The 23853-nt window shown below is 72.0% G+C and carries 21 protein-coding genes; 10 read left to right on the forward strand and 11 right to left on the reverse strand.

What is annotated here, in order from left to right:
* Positions 1 to 67: 67 nt before the first annotated feature.
* Positions 68 to 1576: an MFS transporter gene (locus MQN93_RS02910; protein ID WP_242708136.1), complete on the reverse strand. Its 1509-nt coding sequence runs from the start codon at positions 1574 to 1576 to the stop codon at positions 68 to 70.
* 135 nt (positions 1577 to 1711) lie between these two features.
* On the opposite strand from MQN93_RS02910, the gene MQN93_RS02915 reads away from it, so the two are divergent.
* Complete coding sequence (locus MQN93_RS02915) at positions 1712 to 2692, forward strand: Lrp/AsnC family transcriptional regulator (protein WP_242708137.1); 981 nt, start codon at positions 1712 to 1714, stop codon at positions 2690 to 2692.
* Positions 2693 to 3304: 612 nt separating this feature from the next.
* Here the strand turns inward: MQN93_RS02915 and MQN93_RS02920 are convergent.
* Complete coding sequence (locus MQN93_RS02920; RefSeq protein ID WP_016431662.1) at positions 3305 to 4177, reverse strand: LysR family transcriptional regulator; 873 nt, start codon at positions 4175 to 4177, stop codon at positions 3305 to 3307.
* Positions 4178 to 4319: 142 nt separating this feature from the next.
* Here MQN93_RS02920 and MQN93_RS02925 point away from each other — a divergent pair, with 142 nt between their 5' ends.
* Positions 4320 to 5378: a bile acid:sodium symporter family protein gene (locus MQN93_RS02925; RefSeq protein ID WP_242708138.1), complete on the forward strand. Its 1059-nt coding sequence runs from the start codon at positions 4320 to 4322 to the stop codon at positions 5376 to 5378.
* Here the strand turns inward: MQN93_RS02925 and MQN93_RS02930 are convergent.
* From MQN93_RS02930 to MQN93_RS02940, 3 genes are all read right to left on the reverse strand, one after another.
* Entirely contained in the window at positions 5314 to 6546 is a 1233-nt protein-coding gene (locus tag MQN93_RS02930; protein WP_242708139.1) for a DUF5005 domain-containing protein, read from the reverse strand. The genes MQN93_RS02925 and MQN93_RS02930 overlap by 65 nt on opposite strands.
* A 10-nt stretch (positions 6547 to 6556) precedes the next feature.
* Complete coding sequence (locus tag MQN93_RS02935; protein WP_242708140.1) at positions 6557 to 8422, reverse strand: sialidase family protein; 1866 nt, start codon at positions 8420 to 8422, stop codon at positions 6557 to 6559.
* A 145-nt stretch (positions 8423 to 8567) separates the two neighbouring features.
* Complete coding sequence (locus MQN93_RS02940) at positions 8568 to 9485, reverse strand: quinone oxidoreductase family protein (protein ID WP_242708141.1); 918 nt, start codon at positions 9483 to 9485, stop codon at positions 8568 to 8570.
* Positions 9486 to 9588: 103 nt separating this feature from the next.
* Between MQN93_RS02940 and MQN93_RS02945 the strand changes: the two genes are divergently transcribed.
* Both MQN93_RS02945 and MQN93_RS02950 read left to right on the forward strand, forming a co-directional pair.
* Entirely contained in the window at positions 9589 to 10026 is a 438-nt protein-coding gene (locus MQN93_RS02945; RefSeq protein ID WP_016431657.1) for a MarR family winged helix-turn-helix transcriptional regulator, read from the forward strand.
* Between the two features lie 19 nt (positions 10027 to 10045).
* On the forward strand, positions 10046 to 10570 hold the full coding sequence (locus MQN93_RS02950; protein WP_016431656.1) for an isochorismatase family protein: 525 nt from the start codon (positions 10046 to 10048) through the stop codon (positions 10568 to 10570).
* A gap of 55 nt (positions 10571 to 10625) precedes the next feature.
* Here the strand turns inward: MQN93_RS02950 and MQN93_RS02955 are convergent, their stop codons facing one another.
* On the reverse strand, positions 10626 to 11345 hold the full coding sequence (locus tag MQN93_RS02955; RefSeq protein WP_242708142.1) for an SDR family oxidoreductase: 720 nt from the start codon (positions 11343 to 11345) through the stop codon (positions 10626 to 10628).
* 120 nt (positions 11346 to 11465) lie between these two features.
* Here MQN93_RS02955 and MQN93_RS02960 point away from each other — a divergent pair, with 120 nt between their 5' ends.
* Positions 11466 to 12299 carry a LysR family transcriptional regulator gene (locus MQN93_RS02960; RefSeq protein WP_242708143.1) on the forward strand — a complete coding sequence of 278 codons (834 nt, stop codon included), beginning with the start codon at positions 11466 to 11468 and terminating at the stop codon, positions 12297 to 12299.
* Between the two features lie 71 nt (positions 12300 to 12370).
* Here MQN93_RS02960 and fdhD read toward each other — a convergent pair whose 3' ends face one another.
* Genes fdhD through MQN93_RS02985 form a run of 5 tightly spaced genes read right to left on the reverse strand, consistent with a single transcriptional unit; the run spans position 12371 to position 18843 of the window.
* On the reverse strand, positions 12371 to 13219 hold the full coding sequence (gene fdhD / locus MQN93_RS02965) for a formate dehydrogenase accessory sulfurtransferase FdhD (RefSeq protein WP_016431653.1): 849 nt from the start codon (positions 13217 to 13219) through the stop codon (positions 12371 to 12373).
* A 7-nt stretch (positions 13220 to 13226) separates the two neighbouring features.
* Complete coding sequence (locus MQN93_RS02970; protein ID WP_242708144.1) at positions 13227 to 14087, reverse strand: 2Fe-2S iron-sulfur cluster-binding protein; 861 nt, start codon at positions 14085 to 14087, stop codon at positions 13227 to 13229.
* Positions 14084 to 15916, reverse strand: coding sequence for an NAD(P)H-dependent oxidoreductase subunit E (locus MQN93_RS02975; protein WP_242708145.1), 1833 nt, complete (start codon positions 15914 to 15916; stop codon positions 14084 to 14086). The genes MQN93_RS02970 and MQN93_RS02975 overlap by 4 nt, the downstream gene beginning before the upstream one ends.
* Positions 15917 to 15920: 4 nt before the next feature.
* On the reverse strand, positions 15921 to 17840 hold the full coding sequence (locus tag MQN93_RS02980; protein ID WP_242708146.1) for a molybdopterin oxidoreductase family protein: 1920 nt from the start codon (positions 17838 to 17840) through the stop codon (positions 15921 to 15923).
* Positions 17841 to 17871: 31 nt separating this feature from the next.
* Positions 17872 to 18843, reverse strand: coding sequence for a 2-dehydropantoate 2-reductase (locus MQN93_RS02985; RefSeq protein WP_242708147.1), 972 nt, complete (start codon positions 18841 to 18843; stop codon positions 17872 to 17874).
* A gap of 225 nt (positions 18844 to 19068) precedes the next feature.
* Here MQN93_RS02985 and MQN93_RS02990 point away from each other — a divergent pair, with 225 nt between their 5' ends.
* The 5 genes from MQN93_RS02990 to MQN93_RS03005 all read left to right on the forward strand — a co-directional run bounded on the left by MQN93_RS02990 (position 19069) and on the right by MQN93_RS03005 (position 23783).
* Positions 19069 to 20400 (forward strand): OFA family MFS transporter, encoded by a 1332-nt coding sequence (locus MQN93_RS02990; RefSeq protein ID WP_016431648.1) that lies wholly within the window; start codon positions 19069 to 19071, stop codon positions 20398 to 20400.
* A complete protein-coding gene (locus tag MQN93_RS43825; RefSeq protein ID WP_016431647.1) occupies positions 20369 to 20503 on the forward strand; it encodes an MFS transporter small subunit in 135 nt (44 codons plus the stop codon). Before MQN93_RS02990 ends, MQN93_RS43825 begins: the two co-directional genes overlap by 32 nt.
* 185 nt (positions 20504 to 20688) lie before the next feature.
* Entirely contained in the window at positions 20689 to 21627 is a 939-nt protein-coding gene (locus MQN93_RS02995) for a beta-ketoacyl-ACP synthase III (protein ID WP_242708148.1), read from the forward strand.
* 138 nt (positions 21628 to 21765) lie between these two features.
* Entirely contained in the window at positions 21766 to 22443 is a 678-nt protein-coding gene (locus MQN93_RS03000) for a GntR family transcriptional regulator (protein WP_016431645.1), read from the forward strand.
* Between the two features lie 158 nt (positions 22444 to 22601).
* Positions 22602 to 23783, forward strand: coding sequence for an ROK family transcriptional regulator (locus MQN93_RS03005; RefSeq protein ID WP_242708149.1), 1182 nt, complete (start codon positions 22602 to 22604; stop codon positions 23781 to 23783).
* The last annotated feature ends 70 nt before the right edge of the window (positions 23784 to 23853 follow it).

A 23853-nucleotide genomic window follows, 5' to 3' on the forward strand; every position in this document is an offset into this window, starting at 1 on the left:
TGAGTAAGTTTCGGTCCCGTAATCTCCACCGAATCTGTACGACCTGGCTACCGCCCTTGACCGCTGGTCAACGACCTCGTCCGCGCGGTGGAACCGTCTCCTCCGTAAGCGTTCCGGAGCCGGAATTCGTCACTCCGGTCCGGGCCGCGCGCGGCGTCCGGACCAGCGTCACCACCAGCGCTCCGGCGACCGTCGCGGTCAGTCCGGCCACCACCGCCGCGGTGTTCAGACCCGACGCGAACGCCGTCCGCAACGCCTGCTCGGAGAAGGCCCCGCGCAGTGCACCGGCCGCGCCGCCCGCCAGCGCGTGGGCCGCGTCGTGCGGGAGCGTGTCGTTCATCCGCGAGGTCACCACCGTGCCGTAGACAGCGATGCCGAGGGCATACCCGAGCTGGCGGAACGTATTCACGGCGCCGCCCGCCATCCCGGACCGCTCCGGCGGCACGGCGGCCAGCGCGGCGCCCGCGATGCCCGGCGAGACCAGGCCGGTGCCGACCCCGGCCAGGACCAGCCCCGGTATCAGCGCGGACGCCGTCGAGCCCGCGTCCAGACCGGTCATGCAGAACTGGCCGGTGCCGATCAGCAGCAGCCCGCCGCCGACCGTGATCCGGGCCGGCACCCCGTGCAGCAGCCGGCCGCCCGCCGCGGCCACCACGAACGACGACAGCGACAGCCACAGGAAGACGAGCCCGCCGCGCACCGGGCTCATCCCGAGCAGTGTCTGCAGCCAGATCGAGTCGTACGCCATGAGGCTGAACGCCGCCGCGTTGAAGGCGATCGCGCCCACCATCACGCCGGCGAACGCGGGCTTGAGGAACAGCCGCGGGTCCAGCAGCGGGTCGGCGCTGCGCCGCTCGGCCACGAGGAAGCACGCCAGCGCCGCCAGGGCCGCCGCGAACGTCAGCAGGGTGCCCGTGTCGCCCCAGCCGTGCTGCCCGGCCCGCACCGCGCCGTACGTCAGCGCGCCGGCGAACGCGGCGAACGTCGCCGTGCCCGCCCAGTCCACGCGCCGCTCGCGCGCACCGTGCGACTCCGGTACGACCCTCAGCGTCAGCCACACCGCGGCCACGCTCACGGGCAGGTTGACGTAGAAGATCCAGCGCCAGCCCGGACCGTCGGTGAGCAGTCCGCCGACCACCGGGCCCACCGCGGCCGCGGCGCCGCTCACCGCGCCCCACACGCCGAGCGCCACCGAGCGCCGCCTGCCCTGGTAGACCGAGGCGAGCAGCGGCAGCGTCGTCGCGAACATCGCCGCCGCCCCGAGACCCTGCAGCGCCCGCGAGGCGACCAGCATCCCCGGGCCGCCCGCCGTGCCGCACAGCAGCGAGGCCGCCGCGAACACCACCACGCCCACGACGTGCACCCGCCGCCGCCCGAGGATGTCGGCGGCGGCGCCCGTGCCGAGCAGCACCGCCGCCAGCGCCAGTGCGTATCCGTCCATCACCCACTGCAGATCGCTCAGCGACGCGTGCAGCGACGCCGCCATGTCCGGCAGAGCGACCACCGCGATCGTCACGTCCAGCAACAACATGAACGTGCTCAGGCACACCGCCGTGAGCGGCCCCCATGTACGCATGTCCTTCAACTCCCTGTGATGTGCGCGCCTGCTTCGTGTGCGGCGCATGCGTATGCCTCCGTACGATGGGCGGGGCGTGGACGATCGCCATGGTGTCCGGCGGCCTGGCGGCGGAATCCGATGAGAGTGGGCCCGATGGAGATGGAATCCGACGTCTTCGACCAGCTCGATCTGCAGCTGCTGCACGCACTGGAGGTCAACGGCCGCGCCTCCTTCAGCCGGCTCGCCGCCGTGCTCGGCGTCTCCGACCAGACCGTCGCCCGCCGCTACCGGCGGCTGTGCGCCGAGGGCGGTCTGAGGGTCGTCGCGGTACGGGACGCCGACGCCCTCGGGCAGGACCAGTGGACGCTGCGGCTGCGCTGCGTCCCGGACAGCGCCCAGGCCATCGCGGAGGCGCTCGCCAAGCGCCCCGACACCAACTGGGTCGGGCTCGCCTCCGGCGGCACCGAGGTCATCCTCGGCACCCGGCCGCGCAGCCCCGGTGACCGCGACGACCTGCTGCTGGGCAAGCTGCCGCGCACCCCGCGCCTGCTGGAGATCAGCGCCCACCAGATGCTGCACCGCTTCTACGGCGGGCCGAGCGGCTGGCTGGAGAAGTTCGCGGTGCTGGACCCGGACCAGATCGAGGCCCTCAGGCCCGACCCCGTGCCCGATCCGGGCCCCGCCCGCATCGCCCCCGAGGACGAGCCCCTGCTCGCCGTCCTGGAACGCGACGGCCGCGCCACCTACCCCGAACTGCAGCGCGCCACCGGCCGCTCCGAGTCCGCCGTCAAACGCCGGCTGGCCGCACTGCTCGCCTCCCGCGCCGTCTACATCGACGTGGAGTACAACTCCGAGGCCATCGGCTACCCGGTGGCCGCGGCGCTCTGGCTCACCACGACCCCCGCGGCCCTGCACTCCGTCGGCGAGGCCCTGGCCGCCCACGACCAGATCGCCCACGCCGCCGCAACCGCCGGCCCCACCAACCTCACGGCGACAGCGGTCTTCCGCAACACCGCCGACCTCTACACCTACCTCAGCGGCCCCCTCGGCCACCTGGAAGGCGTCCAACACGCCGAGGCGACCCCATTCCTACGCCGAGTAAAGCAACTGACCTACCGAGCGAGACCGCGCTGAGGACACCCCGAGGACTCCCCCTGCCCGGCGCCGTCCGACACGTCCGCCCCCTGCGTCGACCGCCGAGGAGCCTCCGCCCGGGCGGCGCTGCAGGGGACCGCTGCCCGCGAGGCTGATCGGATGGCCGCCCGCCACGGGCCGTCCGGCAGGTCCGTCCGCTGTGCGGCCGGGCCGCCCGGGTGCCGCGGTGTGGCCGGGCCGCCCGGGTGCCGCGGTCTGGCGGGCCGGGCGCTGTGCGATCGCGCGCAACGCGCGCCCAGGGGTCTGCTCGCCGGGTGGTCGACGGGAAGGGACGCTCGCCCCACTGCCGCAAGGACGCCGATGTGCCGCCGGCTCGCCGGGCGGGCCCGGCGCTGCGTGAGCGGGTGCACCGGCCGCCGAGAGGCCGCCGTCGGGGCGGTCGTCGGCCGTGAGGGCGGTCACTGCCGCCTGCCTTGGAGCGTTCGGACCAGACGCCGCAAGGCGAGTCCTACGGGTGGACGACGGTAGTAATCGGCCCCCCGGCTGCTGCGCCACCGCGCGAGCGGCTCCTCGCCCGGTGGCATCGTCCGACTTCCGTCGTACGTGTCGCACACGGAGCGCAGGACGCAAAGCGTCAGAACCCCCCACCCCCTACCCCCTGCTCCGCCGCTGCAAGCGATCCCCTCCCGCCAGGATCGTTGCCGCCAAGGCGTCGGCTGCCTCCTGGGCCGTGCCGGGGCGGTGGCTGTGGATCAGGACGAAGTCGACGGGGGTGAGTTCGGGGAGGCCGAAGCGGGTGGGGACGCGGACCAGGCCCGGGGGGATCAGGCCACGGGAGTGGGCCATGACGCCGAGGCCCGCGCTGGCCGCCGCGATCAGGGCGCTGAGGCTGCCGCTGGTGCAGGCGATGCGCCAGGGGCGGCCCTCGCGCTCCAGGGACTCCAGGGCCACGGCCCGGGTGATGCCGGGCGGCGGGAAGACGATCAGCGGCACCGGGCGGTCCGCCTCCAGGCGCAGCCGCTCCGCGCCGATCCACACCAGCTCGTCGTGCCAGACCAGTTGCCCGCGCGAGTCCTCGGGCCGCCGCTTGGCCAGCACCAGATCCAGCTTCCCGGCCGCCAGCTGCTCGTGCAGCGTCCCCGACAGCTCGACCGTGAGCTCCAGGTCCACCTCGGGATGGTCGTAGCGAAACCCCTCCAGGATCTCCGGCAGCCGGGTCAGCACGAAGTCCTCCGAGGCGCCGAACCGCAGCCGCCCGCGCAGCCGGGTGCCCGTGAAGAACGCCGCCGCCTGCTCCTGCACCTCCAGGATCCGCCGGGCGAACCCGAGCATGGCCTCGCCGTCCTCGGTCAGCTCCACGGAGTGGGTGTCCCGGGTGAACAGCTGCCGCCCGGTCGCCTCCTCCAGCCGCCGCACGTGCTGGCTGACCGTCGACTGGCGCAGCCCGAGCCGCCGGGCGGCCTGGGTGAAGCTGAGGGTCTGCGCGACCGCCAGGAAGGTGCGCAGGTGGGAGGGGTCGTACATGCCGACCACCGTAGCGGCTCATCGCGTAGCGCGATAACAGTCAGAGCGGTATGACGGATTCCCGATCGTCGGCCGGAGGAGGACGATGGACGGGGGCACTCCGGCCCCTGGACCGACGACAGCAATCAGCAAGTGGAGCAACGTGAAACGCCCGCAATGGCCGAGTTGGATGCCGATCGACCCGTACATCCTGCTTCTGCTCGGAACGGTGGGCCTCGCGGCCCTCTTCCCGGCACGCGGGACGGGCGCCGATGTGGCCTCGGGCGCCTCCACGGCTGCGATCGCCTTCCTGTTCTTCCTGTACGGCGCCCGCCTCTCCACCCGCGAGGCGATGGACGGACTCAAGCACTGGCGGCTGCACGCCACGGTCCTCGCCTGTACGTTCCTGATCTTCCCGCTGCTGGGTCTCGCCGCCCGCGGTCTCGAACCGGTCCTGCTCACCCACCCGCTCTACCAGGGCCTGCTCTTCCTCACGCTGGTGCCGTCCACCATCCAGTCGTCGATCGCCTTCACCTCGATCGCGCGCGGCAACGTACCCGCCGCGATCTGCGCCGGCTCCTTCTCCTCGCTCGTCGGCATCGTCGTCACCCCACTGCTCGCCGCGGCCGTGCTCGGCAGCAGCGCCGGCGGCTTCTCGGCCGACTCGCTCGTCGACATCGTGCTGCAGCTGCTGGTGCCGTTCGTCGCGGGACAGCTGCTGCGCCGCTGGATCGGCGGCTTCGTCGCCCGGCACAAGAAGGTCCTCGGCCTGGTCGACCGCGGCTCCATCCTGCTCGTCGTCTACACCGCGTTCAGCGAGGGCATGGTCCAGGGCATCTGGCACCAGGTCAGCCCGGCCCGGCTCGGCGGCCTGCTGGTCGTGGAGGCCGTCCTGCTCGCCGTCATGCTGACCCTGACCTGGTACGGCGCGAAAGCCCTGCGCTTCGGCCGCGAGGACCGCATCGCCATCCAGTTCGCCGGCTCCAAGAAGTCCCTCGCCTCCGGACTGCCCATGGCGAGCGTCCTGTTCGGCGCGCACGCCTCGCTGGCCGTGCTGCCGCTGATGCTCTTTCACCAGATGCAGCTGATGGTGTGCGCGGTGATCGCCAAGCGCCGCTCGCGCGATGTGCCCGCAGGGATCGGAGAGCCCGCGCCCCTCACCCCGCGCGAGTCAGCCGCACCGACACGAACCGCGGTCGGTACAGGCTCACGTTCGCATTGATGCTCGCCGAAGCACCCGTCGTATCGAGCCAGTTGACGTCGTAGCTCAGCACCAGCCGTCCGTCGCCGCCCGCGCCGGTGGAGCTGCCCGACAGGGCGGGGTGCGCCTGCGGGTTGTACGCGGCCACCCCGGCCGTCGGCAGCGCGGGGCTGAAGTTCTTCGTCGGCCCGTGCCACGGCCCGGTGGGGGAGCAGGCCCAGTACGAGGTCACGGTGGTCAGCCCGGCCGTCCCCGCGGCCATGGTGAACAGCAGGTAGGTGCCGTCCACCGGCACCACGGAGAACGCGCTGCCCACCTTCGCCCCGTGCAGCGGCCGCGGCCGCGGCCCCCATCCCGAGCCGCTCCAGTACCGCCACGCGGACGGCTCCCCGAGCCGCCCCTCGGGCACCCGGGCCACGTACGCCGACGAGGCCGGCCGGTTCACGGCCCGTCCGTCGTCGCCCCCGAAGACGTACGTCCAGCCGTCCTTTTCGACCAGCGTGGTGCCGAACAGGACCCGACGGGAGGGATCGGCGACCAGGCTCTGGTCGAGGACCTTCACGACCGACTCGACCCGCAGGGAGGGCAGCGAGAGGGTGGCGACCTCGGTGGCGGTGGGCATCCCGTAGATCCACGGCGACGTCCCGGCCGTCCGCACCCACAGCAGCACCCGTACGACCTTCCGAGACGAGCCGGGGGAGCGGGGCTCGACGCGGGCGGCGACGGGCCAGCGCCACTGGTTCGGGGCGGGGTCGGCGAAGAGCGGGGCGGGAAGCGTGCGCCGCAGGCGGTCCCTGCCGTCCATCACGACGGCCGAGTTGCGCACCAGCGGGGCCGTACCGTCCCGCCAGGCGTACGACTCGCCGACCGGGTTGGGCGGGCCGTGCACCCGGCCGAGATAGGTGTCCGAGAACAGCCACAGCACCCGGCCGTCCGGCAGCCGCACCGAGTGGGTGCCGTCGCCGCCGGTCCAGTCGTCGGTGCGGGTGGCGTCGTCGCCGTAGCGGGCGAACTCGGAGGTGAGGCCCTGGTCGGCCGACCAGGAGGCGATCTTGCGGGGGGTACAGCCGCCGCCCTCCCGGTCGTTGCCGTCCGGGAGGGCGGTGAGCAGCACGGCACCGAGAACCAGGGTCAGCAGCAGGCCGAGGCCGGTTCCCGTCCGCTGTCGTGCTCGTACGTCCTCGGGCACGCAGCGGACGTTAGTGGCTGCCGCTCACATGGTCCATGGGCAGCCACAGCACGGAGTCCCGAGTAGAGGTGTCCGGGCCGGCGAGCTCCGTGTCGCTCAGCGCCCGGTCCCACACATGGACGTCGTCGATCGCGCCGGTGAAGTACGCCCGGCTGTCCATGCGCTGCCCGATGTGCACGCCGAACGGCGAGTTGCGGCTGACCGACCCCGGTACGTCGGCGGCCGAGGCCGACACACCGTCGACCGCGATCGTCAGCTGCCCGCCGCCGCGGCGCAGCGTCAGATGGTGCCACTGGCCGTCGTTGTAGGCGCCGTTCGTGCGGACGGACACCGACTGCGGGGCCGCGGCGCCGTTGCGCACGGTGATCAGACCCTGGATGCGGTTGCTCGCGGGCTCGCCGCGCAGCCACACCTGCGGCTGCGTGGTGCCGATCCCGCCCATCCACAGCAGCGGCTGTTCACCGGTCGTGGCGGTGTAGCGGAACCACAGCGACGCCGTGAAGTCCTTCGTCCCGAGCGGGAGTCGGTCGCTGTACGGCAGACGTACGGCATCGTCGGCGCCGTCGAACTCCAGCGCCCCGCCGAAAACGCCGTCCGTGGTCCGGGCGCCGCCCAGTACGGCCGCCGGACGGGCGTGCCGGGCGAGGTCGGCGGTGGTCGGGTCCGGGCCGCGGCGCGCCTGCAGCCAGTCCTCGTCGAAGCGCGCGAAGCGGATCTCGTCGCGGGCGTCGACGGCACCGCCCTCGTACATCAGCCCCACCGTGTCGTGGCCGGTGTACGCCATGTCGGAGTAGCCCGACCAGTCCGTGGTCACGACCGTGCCGCGGTCCACGCTGTCCCAGGTGCGTCCGCCGTCGTACGAGGAGCGGATCATCATGGTCCGGCGGCGGTCGGGGTCGCCGGGGCAGGCCAGCAGGATGCGGTCGCCGAGGCGAAGCATCGAGCCCTGCACCTGGGGCGTGTAGAGGTCCGGAAGGGTGTGGAAGGGGGCGGTGAAGCTGCTGCCGCCGTCCCGGCTGACCGCCTGGGTGCGATGGCCGAGGTCGGTGCCGTCCGTCTCGCGGCCGCTGACCAGGACCGAGCCGTCGGTGCGCTCGGTGAGCGTCATCTCGGACGGCTTCTGCCGGAAGGTGCCGTCGTCGGCGATCGGCCAGCTGTCGGTGGCGCCGATCCTCCAGTGGTCGCCGCCGTCGTCGCTGACGATCAGCGCCGCGTGGTTGGCGGTGACGCGACTGCCGTTCCACGTCTCGGTGTTGACGCCGAAGACCAGCCGCCCGGCGTGCCGGCCGCGGGTGAGCTGGATGCCGTGCACGGGTCCGGTGGCGTACCAGGAGTTCCAGTTGGCGGGCAGGATCTCGGAGCTGAGGTCGCGCGGCTCGGACCAGCTGACCCCGTCGTCGTCGCTGTACTGCAGGTGCGGGGTGCGGTCGCAGGGGACCGAGCAACTGGCGCTGTCCGTACGGCCGGTGTTGTACGTCTCCGCCAGCAGGATGCGGCCGGTCCTGCGGTCCACGATCGGCGCCGGGTTGCCGTGGGTGTCGCCGCCTCCGTCGTTGACGACCTGCAGCGGGCCCCAGGTGCGGCCGCCGTCGGTGGACCGCTTGAGGACGATGTCGATGTCGGCGGCGTCCCCGCAGTTGAGGACGCGGCCCTCGGCGAACGCCAGCAGCGTGCCGTCGTTCGCCCGCACGATCGCCGGTATCCGGAAGCAGGCGTAGCCGGGGTCCTGCGAGGCCTTGAAGAGGATCTGCTGCTCGAACAGGGGTGTCGTGTCCGGGTTTTGGGCGTGTGCGGGGCTCGGCAGCGCGGCGACGCCCACCAGGACGGCCACCGCGGTGACGACGGATCTCAGACGTGCGCGAAGACGTGACGGCATGGTGCGAACCTGCCCTTCAGAGGTCTGGACATCTGGACATCCCACGTCCAACGTCCGGACCACCGAGGCTAGTTGCGGCTCCCGTGCCCCACAAGAACCGTGCGCCCGATCGGTGTGTTGCCGCCGGTGCGGCACCGGCGGCGCGTCAGGGCCGGAGCACCACCTTGCCCAGGTTCGCGCGCGACTCGATCGCCGCGTGCGCCTCGGCGGCGTCCTCCAGCGCGAACTCCCCGTGCACGGCGGGCCGCAGGGCTCCGTCGGCGAACAGGCGCCACAGCTCCTGCCGCCACCGCTCGTACAACTCCGGTTCGCCGCGCGCGATCCGGGCCATCTGGAAGCCGGTCACCGACTTGGCTCCCACGAGCAGGTCGTACGCCCGGATCGTCCCGCCGCCCGAGCTGTACGCCACCAGCCGGCCGCCGGGGGCGAGGGCGGCGAGTGCCGGGGTGAGCAGGTCGCCGCCGACCGCGTCGAGGGCGTAGTCGACGGGCTCGCCCCAGCTCGCGTCGCCGTACGCGATCACCTCGTCGGCGCCGAGGGAGCGTACGAACGCGGCCTTCTCCGGGTCCGACACGGCGCCCACCACGCGGGCCGCGCCCCGTGCCCTCGCGAGCTGCACGGCGAGGTGGCCCACCCCGCTCGCCGCGGCCGTGATCAGGGCCGCCTCGCCCGGCTCGGGGCGCGCGGCCGCGAGGGCGCCGAGGGCGACCAGTCCGCTGCGGACGAGGGCGACCGCGTCCACGGCGGTCGCGTCGTCCGGGATCGGGGAGGCCATGGCCTCGTGCAGCAGGGCGAAGTCGGCGTAACCGTGCCCGAAGCACAGGCCGGTCACGCGCTCGCCGGTGCGAAAGCGGATGACGCCCTCGCCCGCGGCGACGACCTCGCCGGCGATCTCGCCGCCGAGCGGGACCGGCTCGGCGGCCTCGGTGACCTTGCGGACGACCGGCAGTGTGACGCCCACGGCCTCGCAGCGGACCAGGAGTTCGCCCGGGCCCGGCCGTGGAACGGGGGTCTCCTCCACGAAGAGGGGGCCACCGGTGGATGCGTGGCGGACGCGGCGCATGGCACCTCCATGACTCGTTGGGGTTCCCCATGAATTCGTTGGGAGCCCCAACGGTATAGCCGAGTCGTTGGGAAGTCCAACGACTTCTCGCTAGGCTGTGGCCATGCCCGAAGCCCCCCTCGCCGCGATCCGCTCCCTCCCCAGCTGGCTGCTCGGCCGTGCCGCCGCACGGGGCCGGGCCCTGGTGGCCGAGGCGCTGGCCGCGGAGGGGCTGAAGATGTGGCACCACGTGGTCCTGTCCGCCGTACGCGATCTCGCCCCCGTCGCACAGGCCGACCTCGGGCGCGCGGTCGGGCTCGACCCCAAGGACCTGGTGGGCGTCCTGAACGATCTGCAGGACGCGGGGCACGTCGTGCGCGCACCGGACCCGAAGGACCGCCGCAAGAACGCCGTCTCCCTCACCGGCGAGGGAGCGCGGCTGCTGAAGCGCTGCGAGCGGGCGGCGCGCGCGGCCAACGACGAACTGCTCGCGCCGCTCTCGGCGGCCGAACGCGACCGGTTCATGGGCCTGTTGATCCGGATCTCGGGCACGGAGGGCTGATGACAGATAACGTTCCGTCATGACCGCACCCCTCGCCCTCGATCCCGCGCGCACCGCCCTCGTCCTCGTCGATCTGATGGAGCGGATCGTCGCGTTGCCCCTGGAGCCCCGCAAGGGCACCGAAGTCCTCACCGCCGCCGAGGAGTTGGCGACCGCCTGCCGCACGGCGGGCGCGACCGTCGTCCTCGTCCGCGTCGAACGCCCCGCCGTCGCCGAACAACCGCCCGGCAGCGGACTGGCCGCCGGTCTGGCCCAGGACGGCGACCTGGAGATCGTGAAGCGGACGATCGGCGCCTTCCAGGGCACGGACCTCGACGAGCGCCTGCGCCAACGCGGCATCCGCACCCTCGTGTTCGGCGGCATCGCCACCAACCTCGGCGTCGAGTCCACCGCCCGCGCGGCGGGCGACCTCGGCTACGACCTCGTCTTCGTCGAGGACGCGATGGCCGCGTTCACGGCCGCCGAGCACGAGGCGTCGGTACGACTGGACTTCCCACGCCTGGGGACGGTGGTGACGACGGAGGGGGTGCGGTTCGTGTCCTGAGCGGCCTGAACCGGGCACGCCGTGGACGTGAGCGAGCGGGCACCCGGTGCACGCCTCAGACCAGCGTCCCTCCGCCGTCCACCGTGACGACCGAGCCGGTGCTGTAGCCGCCGCGCATCAGGTACAGGTACGCCTCGGCGACATCGGTGGGCTCGCCGACCCGGCCCACGGGCAGGGAGCCGGCCATGGAGGTGTACAGGCCCTCGCGGTCGCCCGCCGGCAGGTCACGCCACAGGTCGGTGCGGACCACGCCGGGGGAGACGATGTTGACGCGGACCGGGGCGAGTTCCAGGGCCAGGGCGCGGGTGAGGGACTCCATCGCCCCGCACAGGCTCGCCGCGACGGTCGTGCCCGGCATCGGGCGCCGCGCCACCGTGCCGGTCGTCAGCACCACCGAGCCGCCCGGCCGGATGCCGGGGGCGCCGTGCTTGACGGCCGTGTACGCGCCCCACAGCCGGGTGTCCAGGAAGCGCCGGGCCCGCCCGAGGTCGGATGCGGCGAGGGTCTCCATCAGCAGGGATTCGCCGGCCGTGTAGACGAGGTGGTCGAAGCCGCCGATCCGGTCGAAGAAGCCGCGTACGGCCTCCTCGTCGGTCGCGTCCAGGGCGTGTCCCTCGGCGCCCTCCGGCAGCCGTTCGAGCGCGGCGTCCACGCTCTCCTTGCGGCGTGAGGCGACCACGACCTCCGCGCCCTCCCCGGCGGCGCCCCGCGCCACCGCGAAACCGATCCCCGACGTACCGCCGATGACGACGATCCGCTGTCCTTGCAGGCTCATGCCCGTCTCCTCACGCGATTGCTGGATGTCCTCCAGCCTGCGGTCGCCCCCGGGCCGCCGTCCAAGACCTCTTTCGGCGTCGGCGATACCCTGAAGGCATCGCCGACAGAAGGGGCGGCCATGGACCTCGACCTGCGGAAAGTGCGCTACTTCGCAACCGTCGCCGAGCTGCTGCACTTCGGCCGGGCGGCCGAGCGGCTGCACATCGCGCAGCCCGTCCTGAGCCGGCAGATCAAGGCGCTGGAGAAGGACTTGGGGGCCGCGCTGTTCGAACGCGACAGCCACGGCGTGACCCTGACCCCCGCGGGACGCCAACTCCTCGACGACGCGGGCTCGTTGCTCGCCGCCGCCGACGCGACCCGGCGCCGGGTGCGGCGGACCGCCCGGGGCCCGGGCCGCCTCGTGGTGGGCTTTCGCGCGGGAGTCGTCGTCACCCCGGCCGTGCGCGCCTTCGGCGCGGCGCACCCGGACGTGGACGTGCAGACCTGCCGCGTCGAGTGGGACGACCAGGAGCGGCTGATCCTCGACGGCACCGTGGACCTCGCCTACGTGCGCACGCCCATCGACGGCACCGGCCTCAAGCTGGTGCCGCTGTTCGGCGAGGCCCGGCTGGCGATGCTGCCCGCGGACCACCGGCTGGCCGGCAAACAGGAGCTGGTCCTGGCCGACCTGGCCGGCGAGACCTGGCTGCGCTACACCGACACCGGCGCCGACGAGGTGCCGATCCGTGTGGTCGAGGAGAAGTTCGAGCGGGTGGCGTCGGGCGCGGGCATCACACTCGTACCGGCGTCGATCGCCGCGCAGTACTCCCGCTCCGACATCACCTACGTGCCCGTGACGGACGCCGAACCCGACCGGGTGTTCCTGGCCTGGGAGACGAGCCGCCGCTCACCGCTCGTGACGGCCTTCGCGGAGGCGGCTCGCTCGCTGAGCCGGAAGGGCCCGGGAGCCTGAAGCGGGGCCCCTGCGGCGCAGGGGGCGCTCCCCGCCGCTCGGGGCCCCGCCGCCGTGTCGCGGAGAGGCGGTCACGCCTGGGCGGCCGCGGTCCGCAGGGCGATGCGGTCCTCGCCCGCGTACACGTTCATGGAGCTGCCCCGCAGGAATCCCACCAGGGTCAGCCCGGTCTCCGCGGCCAGGTCCACGGCCAGCGACGACGGTGCCGAGACCGCCGCCAGGACCGGGATGCCCGCCATGACCGCCTTCTGCGCCAGCTCGAAGGAGGCCCGGCCGGAGACGAGCAGGATCGCGCGGGACAGCGGCAGGTTCCCGCTCTGCAGCGCGCGGCCCACCAGCTTGTCGACCGCGTTGTGCCGGCCCACGTCCTCCCGTACGTCCAGCAGCTCCCCCTCCTCGCTGAACAGGGCCGCCGCGTGCAGGCCCCCGGTCCGGTCGAAGACGCGCTGGGCCGCCCGCAGCCGGTCGGGGAGGCTCGCGAGCAGCTCGGGCTCGACCCGGACCGGGGGAGTGTCGGCGATCGGCCAGCGGGCCGTCGTCCGCACCGCGTCCAGGCTCGCCTTGCCGCACAGTCCGCAGGACGAGGTGGTGTAGACGTTCCGTTCGAGGGTGATGTCGGGGATCCGCACGCCCGGCGCGGTCTTCACGTCCACCACGTTGTACGTGTTCGAGCCGTCGACCGTCGCGCCCGCGCAGTACACGATGTTCTGCAGGTCCGACTGCTCCGCCAGCACGCCCTCGCTGACCAGGAAGCCCGCGGCCAGGGCGAAGTCGTCGCCCGGGGTGCGCATGGTGATCGCGAGCGGCTTGCCGTTCAGTCTGATCTCCAGCGGTTCCTCCGCGACGAGCGTGTCCGGGCGGGTGGAGATGGCCCCGTCCCGGATGCGGATCACCTTGCGTCGTTCCGTGACTCGTCCCATGTCGTGTTCAGTCCCGGTTCTGTACGTGCTGGTAGCCGAAGCGGCCCTTGATGCAGAGGTTGCCGTGGGTCACCGGGTTGTCGTGCGGGGAGGTGACCTTCACGATCTCATTGTCCTGCACGTGCAGCGTGAGGTTGCAGCCCACTCCGCAGTACGCACAGATCGTCGTCGTCTCCGTCTGCGCCGGCTCGTCCCACGTACCCGCCGCACGCATGTCGAACTCCGACTTGAACGACAGCGCACCGGTCGGGCAGACCTCGATGCAGTTGCCGCAGTACACACACGCCGAGTCGGTGAGCGGGGCGTCCTGCTCGACGGCGATCCGGGCGTCGAAGCCGCGCCCGGCGACCGAGATCGCGAAGGTGTTCTGCCACTGGTCGCCGCAGGCGTCCACGCACTTGTAGCAGAGGATGCACTTGTCGTAGTCGCGCACGTACAGATCGTTGTCGACCCTGGGTTCCTCGTTCAGGCGGGCCGCGTCCGGGCCGAAGCGGTCCGGTTTCGCCTCGTACTCCTTGATCCATTCAGCGACTTGTGGAGTCGTCGACAAGTCGACCGAGGAGGCGAGGAGTTCGAGGACGATCTTGCGGCTGTGCCGGGACCGCTCGGTGTCCGTGCGCACCTCCATGCCCGGCTCGACCTTGCGCGAGCAGGCCGGGACCAGGGTCCGGGAGCCCTCCACCTCGACCACACAGACCCGGCAGGCGTTCTTCGGCCGCAGGGTGTCGCCCTCGCACAGGGTCGGGATGTCCTTCCCCGAGGCCCGGCAGGCGTCGAGGATCGTCGCGCCCTCGGGGGCGCGCACCGCCTCCCCGTCGAGGGTGAACTCCAGCAGCCGGCGCGGGATCCCCAGCTCTGTCACGGTCATTCGTACGCCCCCAGACGGTCGATGGCGGATTCCACGGCGTTCCACGCGGTCTGTCCCAGACCGCAGATCGAGGCGTCGCGCATCGCGCGGCCGACCTCCCTGAGCAGCGCGATGTCGTCGGCGGCGGCCGCGCCCGTGCGCTCCGCGATCCGGTTCAGCGCCTCCTCCTGGCGCACAGTCCCGACCCGGCAGGGCACGCACTGGCCGCAGGACTCGTCGCGGAAGAACTCCGCGATGCGCAGCAGCAGCCGGGGCAGCGGGACGGTGTCGTCGAAGGCCATCACGACCCCCGAGCCGAGCGTGGTGCCCGCCTCCCGGGTGCCTTCGAAGGTGAGCGGGATGTCCCGTTCGTCGGCGCGTACGAAGCCGCCCGCGGCCCCGCCCAGGAGCACTGCCCGCAGCCCCGGGCGCACCCCGGCCAGGTCGAGGAGCTCACCGAGCGTGGCGCCGAACGGCAGCTCGTAGATGCCGGGCCGTTCCACGCTGCCCGAGACGCAGAACAGCTTCGGTCCGGTGGACTTCTCGGTGCCGATCGCCGCGTACGCCTCGGCGCCCATGGTCAGGATCGGCAGGACGTTGACCAGCGTCTCCACGTTGTTCTCGACCGTCGGCTTGCCGAACAGGCCCTTCTCCACCGGGAAGGGCGGCTTGGAGCGCGGCTCGCCCCGGTAGCCCTCGATGGAGTTGAACAGCGCCGTCTCCTCGCCGCAGATGTAGGCGCCCGCACCGCGCCGGATCTCGATGTCGAAGGCGTAGCCCTGGCCGAGGATGTCCTCGCCGAGGAAGCCACGCGCGCGTGCCTGCGCGATCGCGTGCTCCATCCGCCGCAGCGCGCGCGGGTACTCGCCGCGCAGATAGAGGTAGCCGCGGTGCGCGCCGGTCGCGTACGCCGCGATCGTCATCGACTCCACCAGCGCGTACGGGTCCCCCTCCAGGATCACGCGGTCCTTGAAGGTGCCCGGCTCGGACTCGTCGGCGTTGCACACCAGGTAGTGAGGGTGGTCGGGCTGCGACGCCGTGGCCTGCCACTTGCGGCCAGTGGGGAAGGCGGCGCCGCCGCGCCCGACCAGGCCGGAGTCGGTGACCTCGCGGATGACCCCGGCGGGGCCGAGGTCGAACGCCCGGCGCAGGGCGGCGTAGCCGCCGTGGGAGCGGTAGTCGTCCAGCGACGCCGGGTCCACCACGCCGACGCGGCGAAGGAGCGTCAGACCGGGGTCCCCGGCCTGGGGCACCGCCATCGCCGCCGGTGGCTCCTCGGGCGCCGAGTCGGGTGAACTCGCCGCCAGGACGGCCTCGTGGACCGTCGCGGGCGCCGACACCGCCGTACGCACCGGATCACCCGCCTTGATCGCGAGCGCCGCCGGCGCCCGCTCGCACAGGCCGAGGCAGGGGCTGCGCTCGACGTGCACACCGCTGCCGAGACCGAGCCTCGCCTCCACGCCCTCGCACAGCGCGGACGCCCCGGCCGCCGCGCACGCGAGGTCCGTGCAGACGTGCAGCACGGTCGCCGGGCGCGGCTTCACCGAGAACATGGCATAGAAGGTGGCCACGCCGTACGCCTCCGCCGGCGGCACCGTCAGCCGCCGGCACAGGTAGTCGAGGGCGCCCTCGCTGATCCAGCCGACCCGGTCGTTGATCGCGTGCAGCCCCGGCAGCAGCAGGTCGCGCCGGTCGCGGGCGGCGCGGCCGCCGCGCGCCCACCGGAGGTCGGCGGCCCTCATCTCATCGCGGGCGGCGCCTTCCCAGGAGGACTCCGGAGGACCGAGCAGCGCGTCGATCGCCGCCCGTTCCTCGTCCGTCGGCTTGCTGTCGCCGAAGTGCAGATCCACCAGGTCACCTCACGATGGTCGCGACGGGAAGCTTCTCGATCCGGATGGCCGACGCCTTGAACTCCGCCGTCCCCGCGATCGGGCAGTTGGCCTCGATCGTCAGGCTGTTGGTGTCCACCTCGTCGGGAAAGTGCATGGTCATGAAGGCGAGCCCGGGGCGCAGCGCCGGTTCCACCCACACCGGGGCCACGACCGCGCCCCGCCGCGAGGACACCTGCACCTCCTCGCCCACGACGACGCCGTACCGCTCGGCGTCCTCCGGGCTCAGCTCGACGTACTCGCCGCGCCGCAGAGGTGAGGCGAAACCGCCGCTCTGCACACCGGTGTTGTAGGAGTCCAGGCGCCGTCCGGTGGTGAGCCGGATCGGGTACTCCTCGTCCGTGAGGTCGACCGGAGGATCGTGCCGGACGATGCCGAACGGCGCCGGCATCCCCCGCCGTTGCGGGTCCTTCTCCCACAACCGGCTGTGCAGATACGTCGGTTCGAGCTCCTCGGTGCTCGGACACGGCCACTGGATGCCCTGGTGCTCCTCCAGCCGGTCGTACGTCATCCCGTAGTGGTCGGGGGAGAGGGACCTGAGCTCGTTCCAGACGGCCTCGGCGTCGGCGTACTTCCAGTCGTGGCCGAGGCGGGCGGCGATGTCGCACATGATGTCGATGTCCTCGCGGGCCTCGCCCGGCGGGGTGACCGCCTTGCGCACGCGCTGAACCCGCCGCTCACTGCTGGTCGTTGTTCCGTCGGTCTCCGCCCAGCCCGCCGTGGCGGGCAGGATCACGTCGGCGAGCTCGGCCGTCTTCGTCAGGAAGATGTCCTGGACCACGAGGAAGTCGAGCTGCCGCATGCGGCGCACCGCCTGGTCGCTGTCGGCCTCCGACTGCGCCGGGTTCTCGCCGATGCAGTAGACGGCCCGGACCGAGCCCTCCTCCATCGCCTCGAACATCTCCGTCAGGTTCAGCCCGTAGTGCGGCTGGATGACGGTGTCCCAGGCCGACTCGAACTTGAGGCGGGTGTCCGGGTCCAGGATGTCCTGGAAGCCGGGCAGGCGGTTGGGGATGGCGCCCATGTCGCCGCCGCCCTGCACGTTGTTCTGGCCGCGCAGGGGCTGCAACCCGGCGCCGTAGCGGCCCACTTGGCCGGTCAGCAGGGACAGGTTGATCAGCGCGCGGACGTTGTCCGTGCCGTTGTGGTGCTCGGTGATGCCGAGGGTCCAGCACAACTGGGCGCGCTCGGCGCGGGCGTAGGCGTGCGCCAGCTCCTTGATGGCGCGGGCCGGTACGCCCGTCACCTTCTCGGCGAGCGAGAGCGTCCACGGCTCGACGAGCTTCTTGTACTCCTCGTAGCCGGTGGTGGCCCGCTCGATGAACGCCTGGTTGGCCAGGCCCGCGTGGATGATCTCGCGGGCGACGGCGTGCGCGAGCGGGATGTCGGTGCCGACGTTGAGCCCGAGCCAGCTCTCCGCCCATTCGGCGGTGGAGGTGCGGCGCGGGTCGACGGCGTACATGCGGGCGCCGTTCCTGATCCCCTTCAGCACGTGCTGGAAGAAGATCGGGTGCGCGAAGCGGGCGTTGGAGCCCCACATCACGATGACGTCCGTGTGCTCGATCTCCTCGTAGGAGGAGGTGCCGCCGCCCGAGCCGAACGCCGCCGACAGCCCCGCGACGCTGGGTGCGTGGCAGGTGCGGTTGCAGGAGTCGACGTTGTTGGTGCCCATGACGACCCGCGCGAACTTCTGCGCCACGTAGTTCATTTCATTGGTGGCGCGGGCGCAGGCGAACATGCCGAACGCGTCCCGGTTGCGCTGCAGACCCCGGGCCACCCGGTCCAGGGCCTCCTCCCAGCTCGCCCGCCGGAACGGCTCGTCGCGCGTGTCGCGCACCAGCGGGTGCGTGAGCCGGGTGTAGGTCTTCGGTTGCCGCTTCTTCATCCGACACTCCTCATGCGGCGTTCCTCACTCCTCATGCGGCGCTCCTCAGCGCGAGCAGGTCCGAGATGGCGTGCACGGTGCGCAGGGTGGGCACCTCGACGCCGGTGATCTCCGCCAACTCGACGACCGCGGCCAGCAGTACGTCGAGTTCGAGCGGTTTGCCGCGCTCCAGGTCCTGGAGCGTGGAGGTGCGGTGGTCGCCGACCTTCTCGGCGCCCGCGAGCCGGCGTTCGATGGAGATGCCGATCTCGCAGCCGAGGGCCTCGGCGACGGCGAGCGTCTCGGCCATCATGGTCTCGATGACCTTGCGGGTGCCGCCGTGCAGACACATCTGCCGCATGGTCGCGCGGGCCAGCGCGCTGATCGGGTTGAACGAGATGTTGCCGAGCAGCTTGAGCCAGATGTCGTTGCGCAGATCCGGCTCGACCGGGCACTTGAGCCCGCCGGCGACCATGGCCTCGCTGAAGTCCCGGCAGCGCGCGGACACGCTGCGGTCGGGCTCGCCGACGGAGAACCGGGTGCCTTCCAAGTGCCGTACGACACCCGGTTGTTCGAGTTCGGTGGCGGCGTACACCACGCAGCCGATGGCCCGTTCGGGCGCGAGCACCGCACTGACCGCGCCGTCCGGGTCCACGCTCTCGACGCGGTGGCCGTCGTAGGGGCCGCCGTGCCGGTGGAAGTACCACCACGGGATGCCGTTCTGGGCGGCGATCACCGCGGTGGCGTCGTGCAGCAGTGGCTCGATCAGCGGCCCGCACGCCGCGTACGAGTTGGCCTTCAGGCCGAGGAAGACATAGTCGACCGGGCCGATCGCGGCCGGGTCGTCGGTGGCGTGGGCGCGCGCGGTGAAGTCCCCGCGCGGGCTGAGCACGCGTACTCCGTGCTGCCTCATGGCCGCGAGATGCGGTCCACGGGCGACGAGATGCACGTCGGCGCCGGCGCGGTGCAGCGCGGCTCCGACGTAGGCGCCGATCGCACCGGCGCCGAGGACTGCGACTTTCATGACGTGGGAGCTCCGTTCGGTTCGAGGGATACCGCGGAGATTGCGCGTCGTCGAACTTCGTCGACTGAATATTGTCTACAGTATGGTGCGGAGGCCAGCAAGGGGTCGTGCACGCTTCGGTAAACCGGTCGGTTCGACCGTTCGTCGCGTCCTGCATACCGCTCACCGCATACGATCGACCCGTCGCCTTTTCAACAACCCGGCGACTGCCTACCGTTCGGGATCATGAGTCCCCCTGTCGCACCAGCCGGCTGGAGCCGCTGGCTCGTTCCCCCCGCAGCTCTCGCCGTCCATCTCTCCATCGGCCAGGCCTACGCCTGGAGCGTCTTCAAGCCGCCCCTCGAGTCCGCGCTGGGCCTCAGCGGCACCCAGAGCGCGCTGCCCTTCCAGCTCGGCATCGTCATGCTCGGCCTGTCGGCGGCGTTCGGCGGCACGCTCGTGGAGCGCAACGGCCCGCGCTGGGCCATGACCGTCGCCCTGATCTGCTTCAGTTCCGGCTTCCTGCTCTCCGCGCTCGGCGCCTGGAGCGAGCAGTACTGGCTGATCGTCCTCGGCTACGGCTTCGTCGGCGGCATCGGCCTCGGCATCGGCTACATCTCGCCCGTCTCCACCCTGATCAAGTGGTTCCCGGACCGGCCCGGCATGGCCACCGGCATCGCGATCATGGGCTTCGGCGGCGGCGCGCTCATCGCCTCGCCGTGGTCGGCGCAGATGCTGGAGTCGTTCGGCACCGACAGCTCCGGGATCGCGCTCGCCTTCCTCGTGCACGGGCTCGCGTACGCCGTCTTCATGTCCCTGGGCGTGCTGCTGGTGCGGGTCCCGCGCACCGAGAAGCCGGTCGAGGGCGCACCGAGCGCCCTCCAGGGGCCGCAGGTCTCGGCCCGCAACGCCGTGCGCACCCCGCAGTTCTGGCTGCTGTGGATCGTGCTCTGCATGAACGTGACCGCGGGCATCGGCATCCTGGAGAAGGCCGCCCCGATGATCACGGACTTCTTCGCGGACACCTCGACCCCGGTCTCGGTGTCGGCCGCCGCCGGCTTCGTCGCGCTGCTGTCCGCCGCCAACATGGCGGGCCGCATCGGCTGGTCCTCGACCTCCGACCTGATCGGCCGCAAGAACATCTACCGCGTCTACCTGGGCGTCGGCGCGGTGATGTACGCCCTGATCGCGCTGTTCGGCGACTCCTCCAAGCCGCTGTTCGTCCTGTGCGCGCTGGTGATCCTCTCCTTCTACGGCGGCGGCTTCGCCACCGTCCCCGCCTATCTCAAGGACCTGTTCGGCACCTACGAGGTCGGCGCGATCCACGGACGGCTGCTCACCGCCTGGTCCACGGCCGGCGTCCTCGGACCGCTGATCGTGAACTGGATCGCCGACCGGCAGGAGGAGGCGGGCAAGGACGGCTCCGCCCTGTACAGCGTCTCCTTCCTCATCATGATCGGACTGCTCGTCGTCGGCTTCGTCGCCAACGAGCTCGTCCGGCCCGTCAACGCCCGTCACCACATCCCCGCACCCAGGGAGGCCGTCGATGTCGAACGACAGCAGCCAGAGTCCGCCTGACCGGCGCCTGTTGATCGCCTTCGCCTGGCTGTGGGTGGGCGCACCGCTCGCCTACGGGCTCTACGAGCTCGTGCACAAGGCGACACAGCTGTTCACCGGGTGACACCGCACCGGGTGACTGTTCGGCAGCGGATCGGGCGTCCGCCTTCAAACCCGCCTTTGCCCCAGGGGATGACAGAAACCGACAACCCGGGCGCCCGATTCCTGTCAGCTCGGCTGCCGTCGTACCCGTGAGTCACTGATCAGACTGGTGGATCCACAACCCAGGGCAACGAGGGGGTCCACCGAATGAACGGCTCGCGCATCGCCGCCGTCGGCCACTACCAGCCCGCCAAGGTCCTCACCAACGAGGACCTGGCGGGCATGGTCGACACCAGTGACGAGTGGATCACCTCGCGGGTGGGCATCCGCACACGCCACATCGCCGGGCCCGACGAGCCGGTCGACGAACTCGCCGCCCACGCCGCCGCCAAGGCCCTCGCCGCCGCGGGCCTCGCGCCCGGCGACATCGACCTGGTGCTGGTGGCCACCTCCACCGCCGTGGACCGCTCGCCCAACATGGCCGCCCGGGTCGCCGCCCGGCTCGGCATCCCCTCGCCCGCCGCGATGGACGTCAACGTCGTGTGCGCCGGGTTCACCCACGCCCTGGCCACGGCCGACCACGCGGTGCGGGCCGGTGCCTCGGTGCGCGCGCTGGTCGTCGGCGCCGACAAGATGTCCGACGTGACCGACTGGAGCGACCGCAGCACCTGTGTCCTCGTCGGGGACGGGGCGGGAGCCGCCGTCGTGGAGGCCTCGGACGAGTCCGGCATCGCGCCGGTGCTGTGGGGCTCGGTGCCGGAGATGGGGCACGCCGTGCGGATCGAGGGCACCCCGGCACGGTTCGCCCAGGAGGGCCAGAGCGTCTACCGCTGGGCGACCACCCAACTGCCGCCGCTGGCCCGCAAGGTCTGCGAGCGCGCCGGGCTCACGCCCGAGGACCTCGCCGCCGTCGTGCTGCACCAGGCGAACCTGCGCATCATCGAACCGCTCGCCGAGAAGCTGGGCGCCGTCAACGCCGTCGTGGCGCGGGACGTCGCCGAGTCCGGGAACACCTCGGCGGCGAGCATTCCGCTCGCGTTCTCCAAACTCGTCGAACAGGGCGCCGTCAGCACCGGGGACCCGGTCCTGCTCTTCGGTTTCGGCGGGAACCTCTCCTACGCGGGGCAGGTCGTCCGCTGCCCGTGACCTGCGGGAAGAACAAGTGTGACGCAACCGACTCCCCGATCGACTGGTCGTTGTGCGCCGTAGACTGTAGACGAAAGACAATCCATACTGACTTTCCGGCTGCACGTGCTCCACGCCGCCCAGGAGGGGGACCGACGGATGCTGTCGACAGGACTGCCGCAGGGCGCGGTACCCAAGCTCGAACGACCCGGCCCGCTGCGCGACCGTGTCTACGAGGCACTGCTCGAACTCATCACCACGCGCGCCCTCCAGCCGGGCCAGCATCTCGTCGAGAGCGAACTCGCAGGGCACCTGGGCGTCTCGCGCCAGCCGGTGCGCGAGGCGCTGCAGCGGCTGAACACCGAGGGCTGGGTCGATCTGCGGCCCGCCCAGGGCGCGTTCGTGCACGAGCCGACGGAGGAGGAGGCCGACCAGCTCCTGACGGTCCGTACGCTCCTGGAGGCGGAGGCCGCCCGGCTCGCCGCGGCCAACGCCAACGCCGCGGGCATCAAGGCCCTGGAGGACGTGTGCGCGGAGGGCGAGAAGGCCGTCGCCGCGGACGACGTGGACGGGGCCGTCGCCATGAACGCCCGCTTCCACGCCAAGATCATGGAACTGGCCGGCAACGCCGTGCTCGGTGAGCTGGCCGCGCAGGTGGACCGGCGGGTGCGCTGGTACTACACGCCGGTCGCCCGGCAGCGCGGCAGCCAGTCCTGGATCGAGCACCGCGCCCTGATCGCGGCGATCGTGGACCGCGACGAGCAGCGCGCCACCCAGCTGATGCGCGAGCACACCGAGCACACCCGGCGGTCGTACCACGCACGGGCGAAGTCGTAGCGCCCGTCTCGTCGTTCCCGGCTTTGTCCTGTCAGTGGAGAAAGTCGAGGGTAATTCCTGCACAGCTTCTTCCCAGCTTCGGCGCCCGCTGCTACGTTCCCCTCGAAAGCCCGAATACAGGCGCGGCCGATTGAGGCGGGGAGGGGCTCGTGAGACGTATGACGGCACGACCCGCGAATGCTCATCAGGCCCGGCTGCTCAAGCTGCTGCGCGACGGCGGACCCAACTCCCGTGCGCAGCTGGGCGATCAGGTCGATCTGTCACGGTCGAAGCTGGCCGTGGAGGTGGACCGGCTGCTGGAGACGGGCCTCGTCGTGGCCGACGGACTCGCCGCCTCGCGCGGCGGCCGCCGCTCCCACAACATCCGGCTCAATCCCGAACTGCGGTTCCTCGGCGTCGACATCGGCGCGACCTCGGTCGACGTCGCCGTCACCAACGCCGAGCTGGAGATCCTCGGACATCTCAACCAGCCCATGGACGTACGCGAGGGCCCGGTCGCGGTCTTCGAACAAGTCCTGTCCATGGCAGCGAAGTTGAAGGCCTCGGGGCTCGCGGAGGGGTTCGACGGCGCCGGCATCGGCGTCCCGGGACCGGTCCGCTTCCCCGAGGGCGTCCCGGTGGCTCCGCCGATCATGCCGGGCTGGGACGGCTTCCCCGTGCGGGAGGCGCTCAGCCAGGAACTCGGCTGCCCCGTCATGGTCGACAACGACGTGAACCTGATGGCGATGGGGGAGATGCACGCGGGCGTCGCACGCTCCGTGGGCGACTTCCTCTGTGTCAAGATCGGCACCGGTATCGGCTGCGGCATCGTCGCCGGCGGTGAGGTCCACCGCGGGGCGACGGGCAGCGCGGGCGACATCGGGCACATCCAGGCCGTGCCCGACGGACGACCGTGCGCCTGCGGCAACCGGGGCTGTCTGGAAGCACACTTCAGCGGGGCGGCCCTTGCCCGCGACGCCGTGGAGGCGGCCGAGCAGGGGCTGTCGGAGGAACTCGCGGGCCGGCTGGAGGCGAACGGCACACTGAGCGCCGTCGACGTCGCCGCCGCGGCCGCCGCGGGCGACGCCACCTCCCTCGATCTGATCCGCGAGGGCGGCGACCGCACCGGCCAGGTCATCGCAGGACTGGTCTCGTTCTTCAACCCGGGCCTGGTGGTGATCGGCGGCGGGGTGACCGGCCTCGGCCACACCCTGCTCGCCGCGATCCGCACCCAGGTCTACCGTCAGTCGCTGCCCCTCGCGACGGGCAATCTGCCCATCGTGCTGGGGGAGTTGGGCCCCACCGCCGGAGTCATCGGCGCGGCCCGGCTCATCAGCGACCACCTGTTCTCACCCGCGTAAGCACTCGGCTCGTAGTTCGCAGTACGCAGTTCGTACACCGCCAACACAAGGCACCCGGCACAGCGCGCTG

This window comes from Streptomyces spinosisporus, from assembly GCF_022698145.1.
Taxonomy (GTDB): domain Bacteria; phylum Actinomycetota; class Actinomycetes; order Streptomycetales; family Streptomycetaceae; genus Streptomyces; species Streptomyces spinosisporus.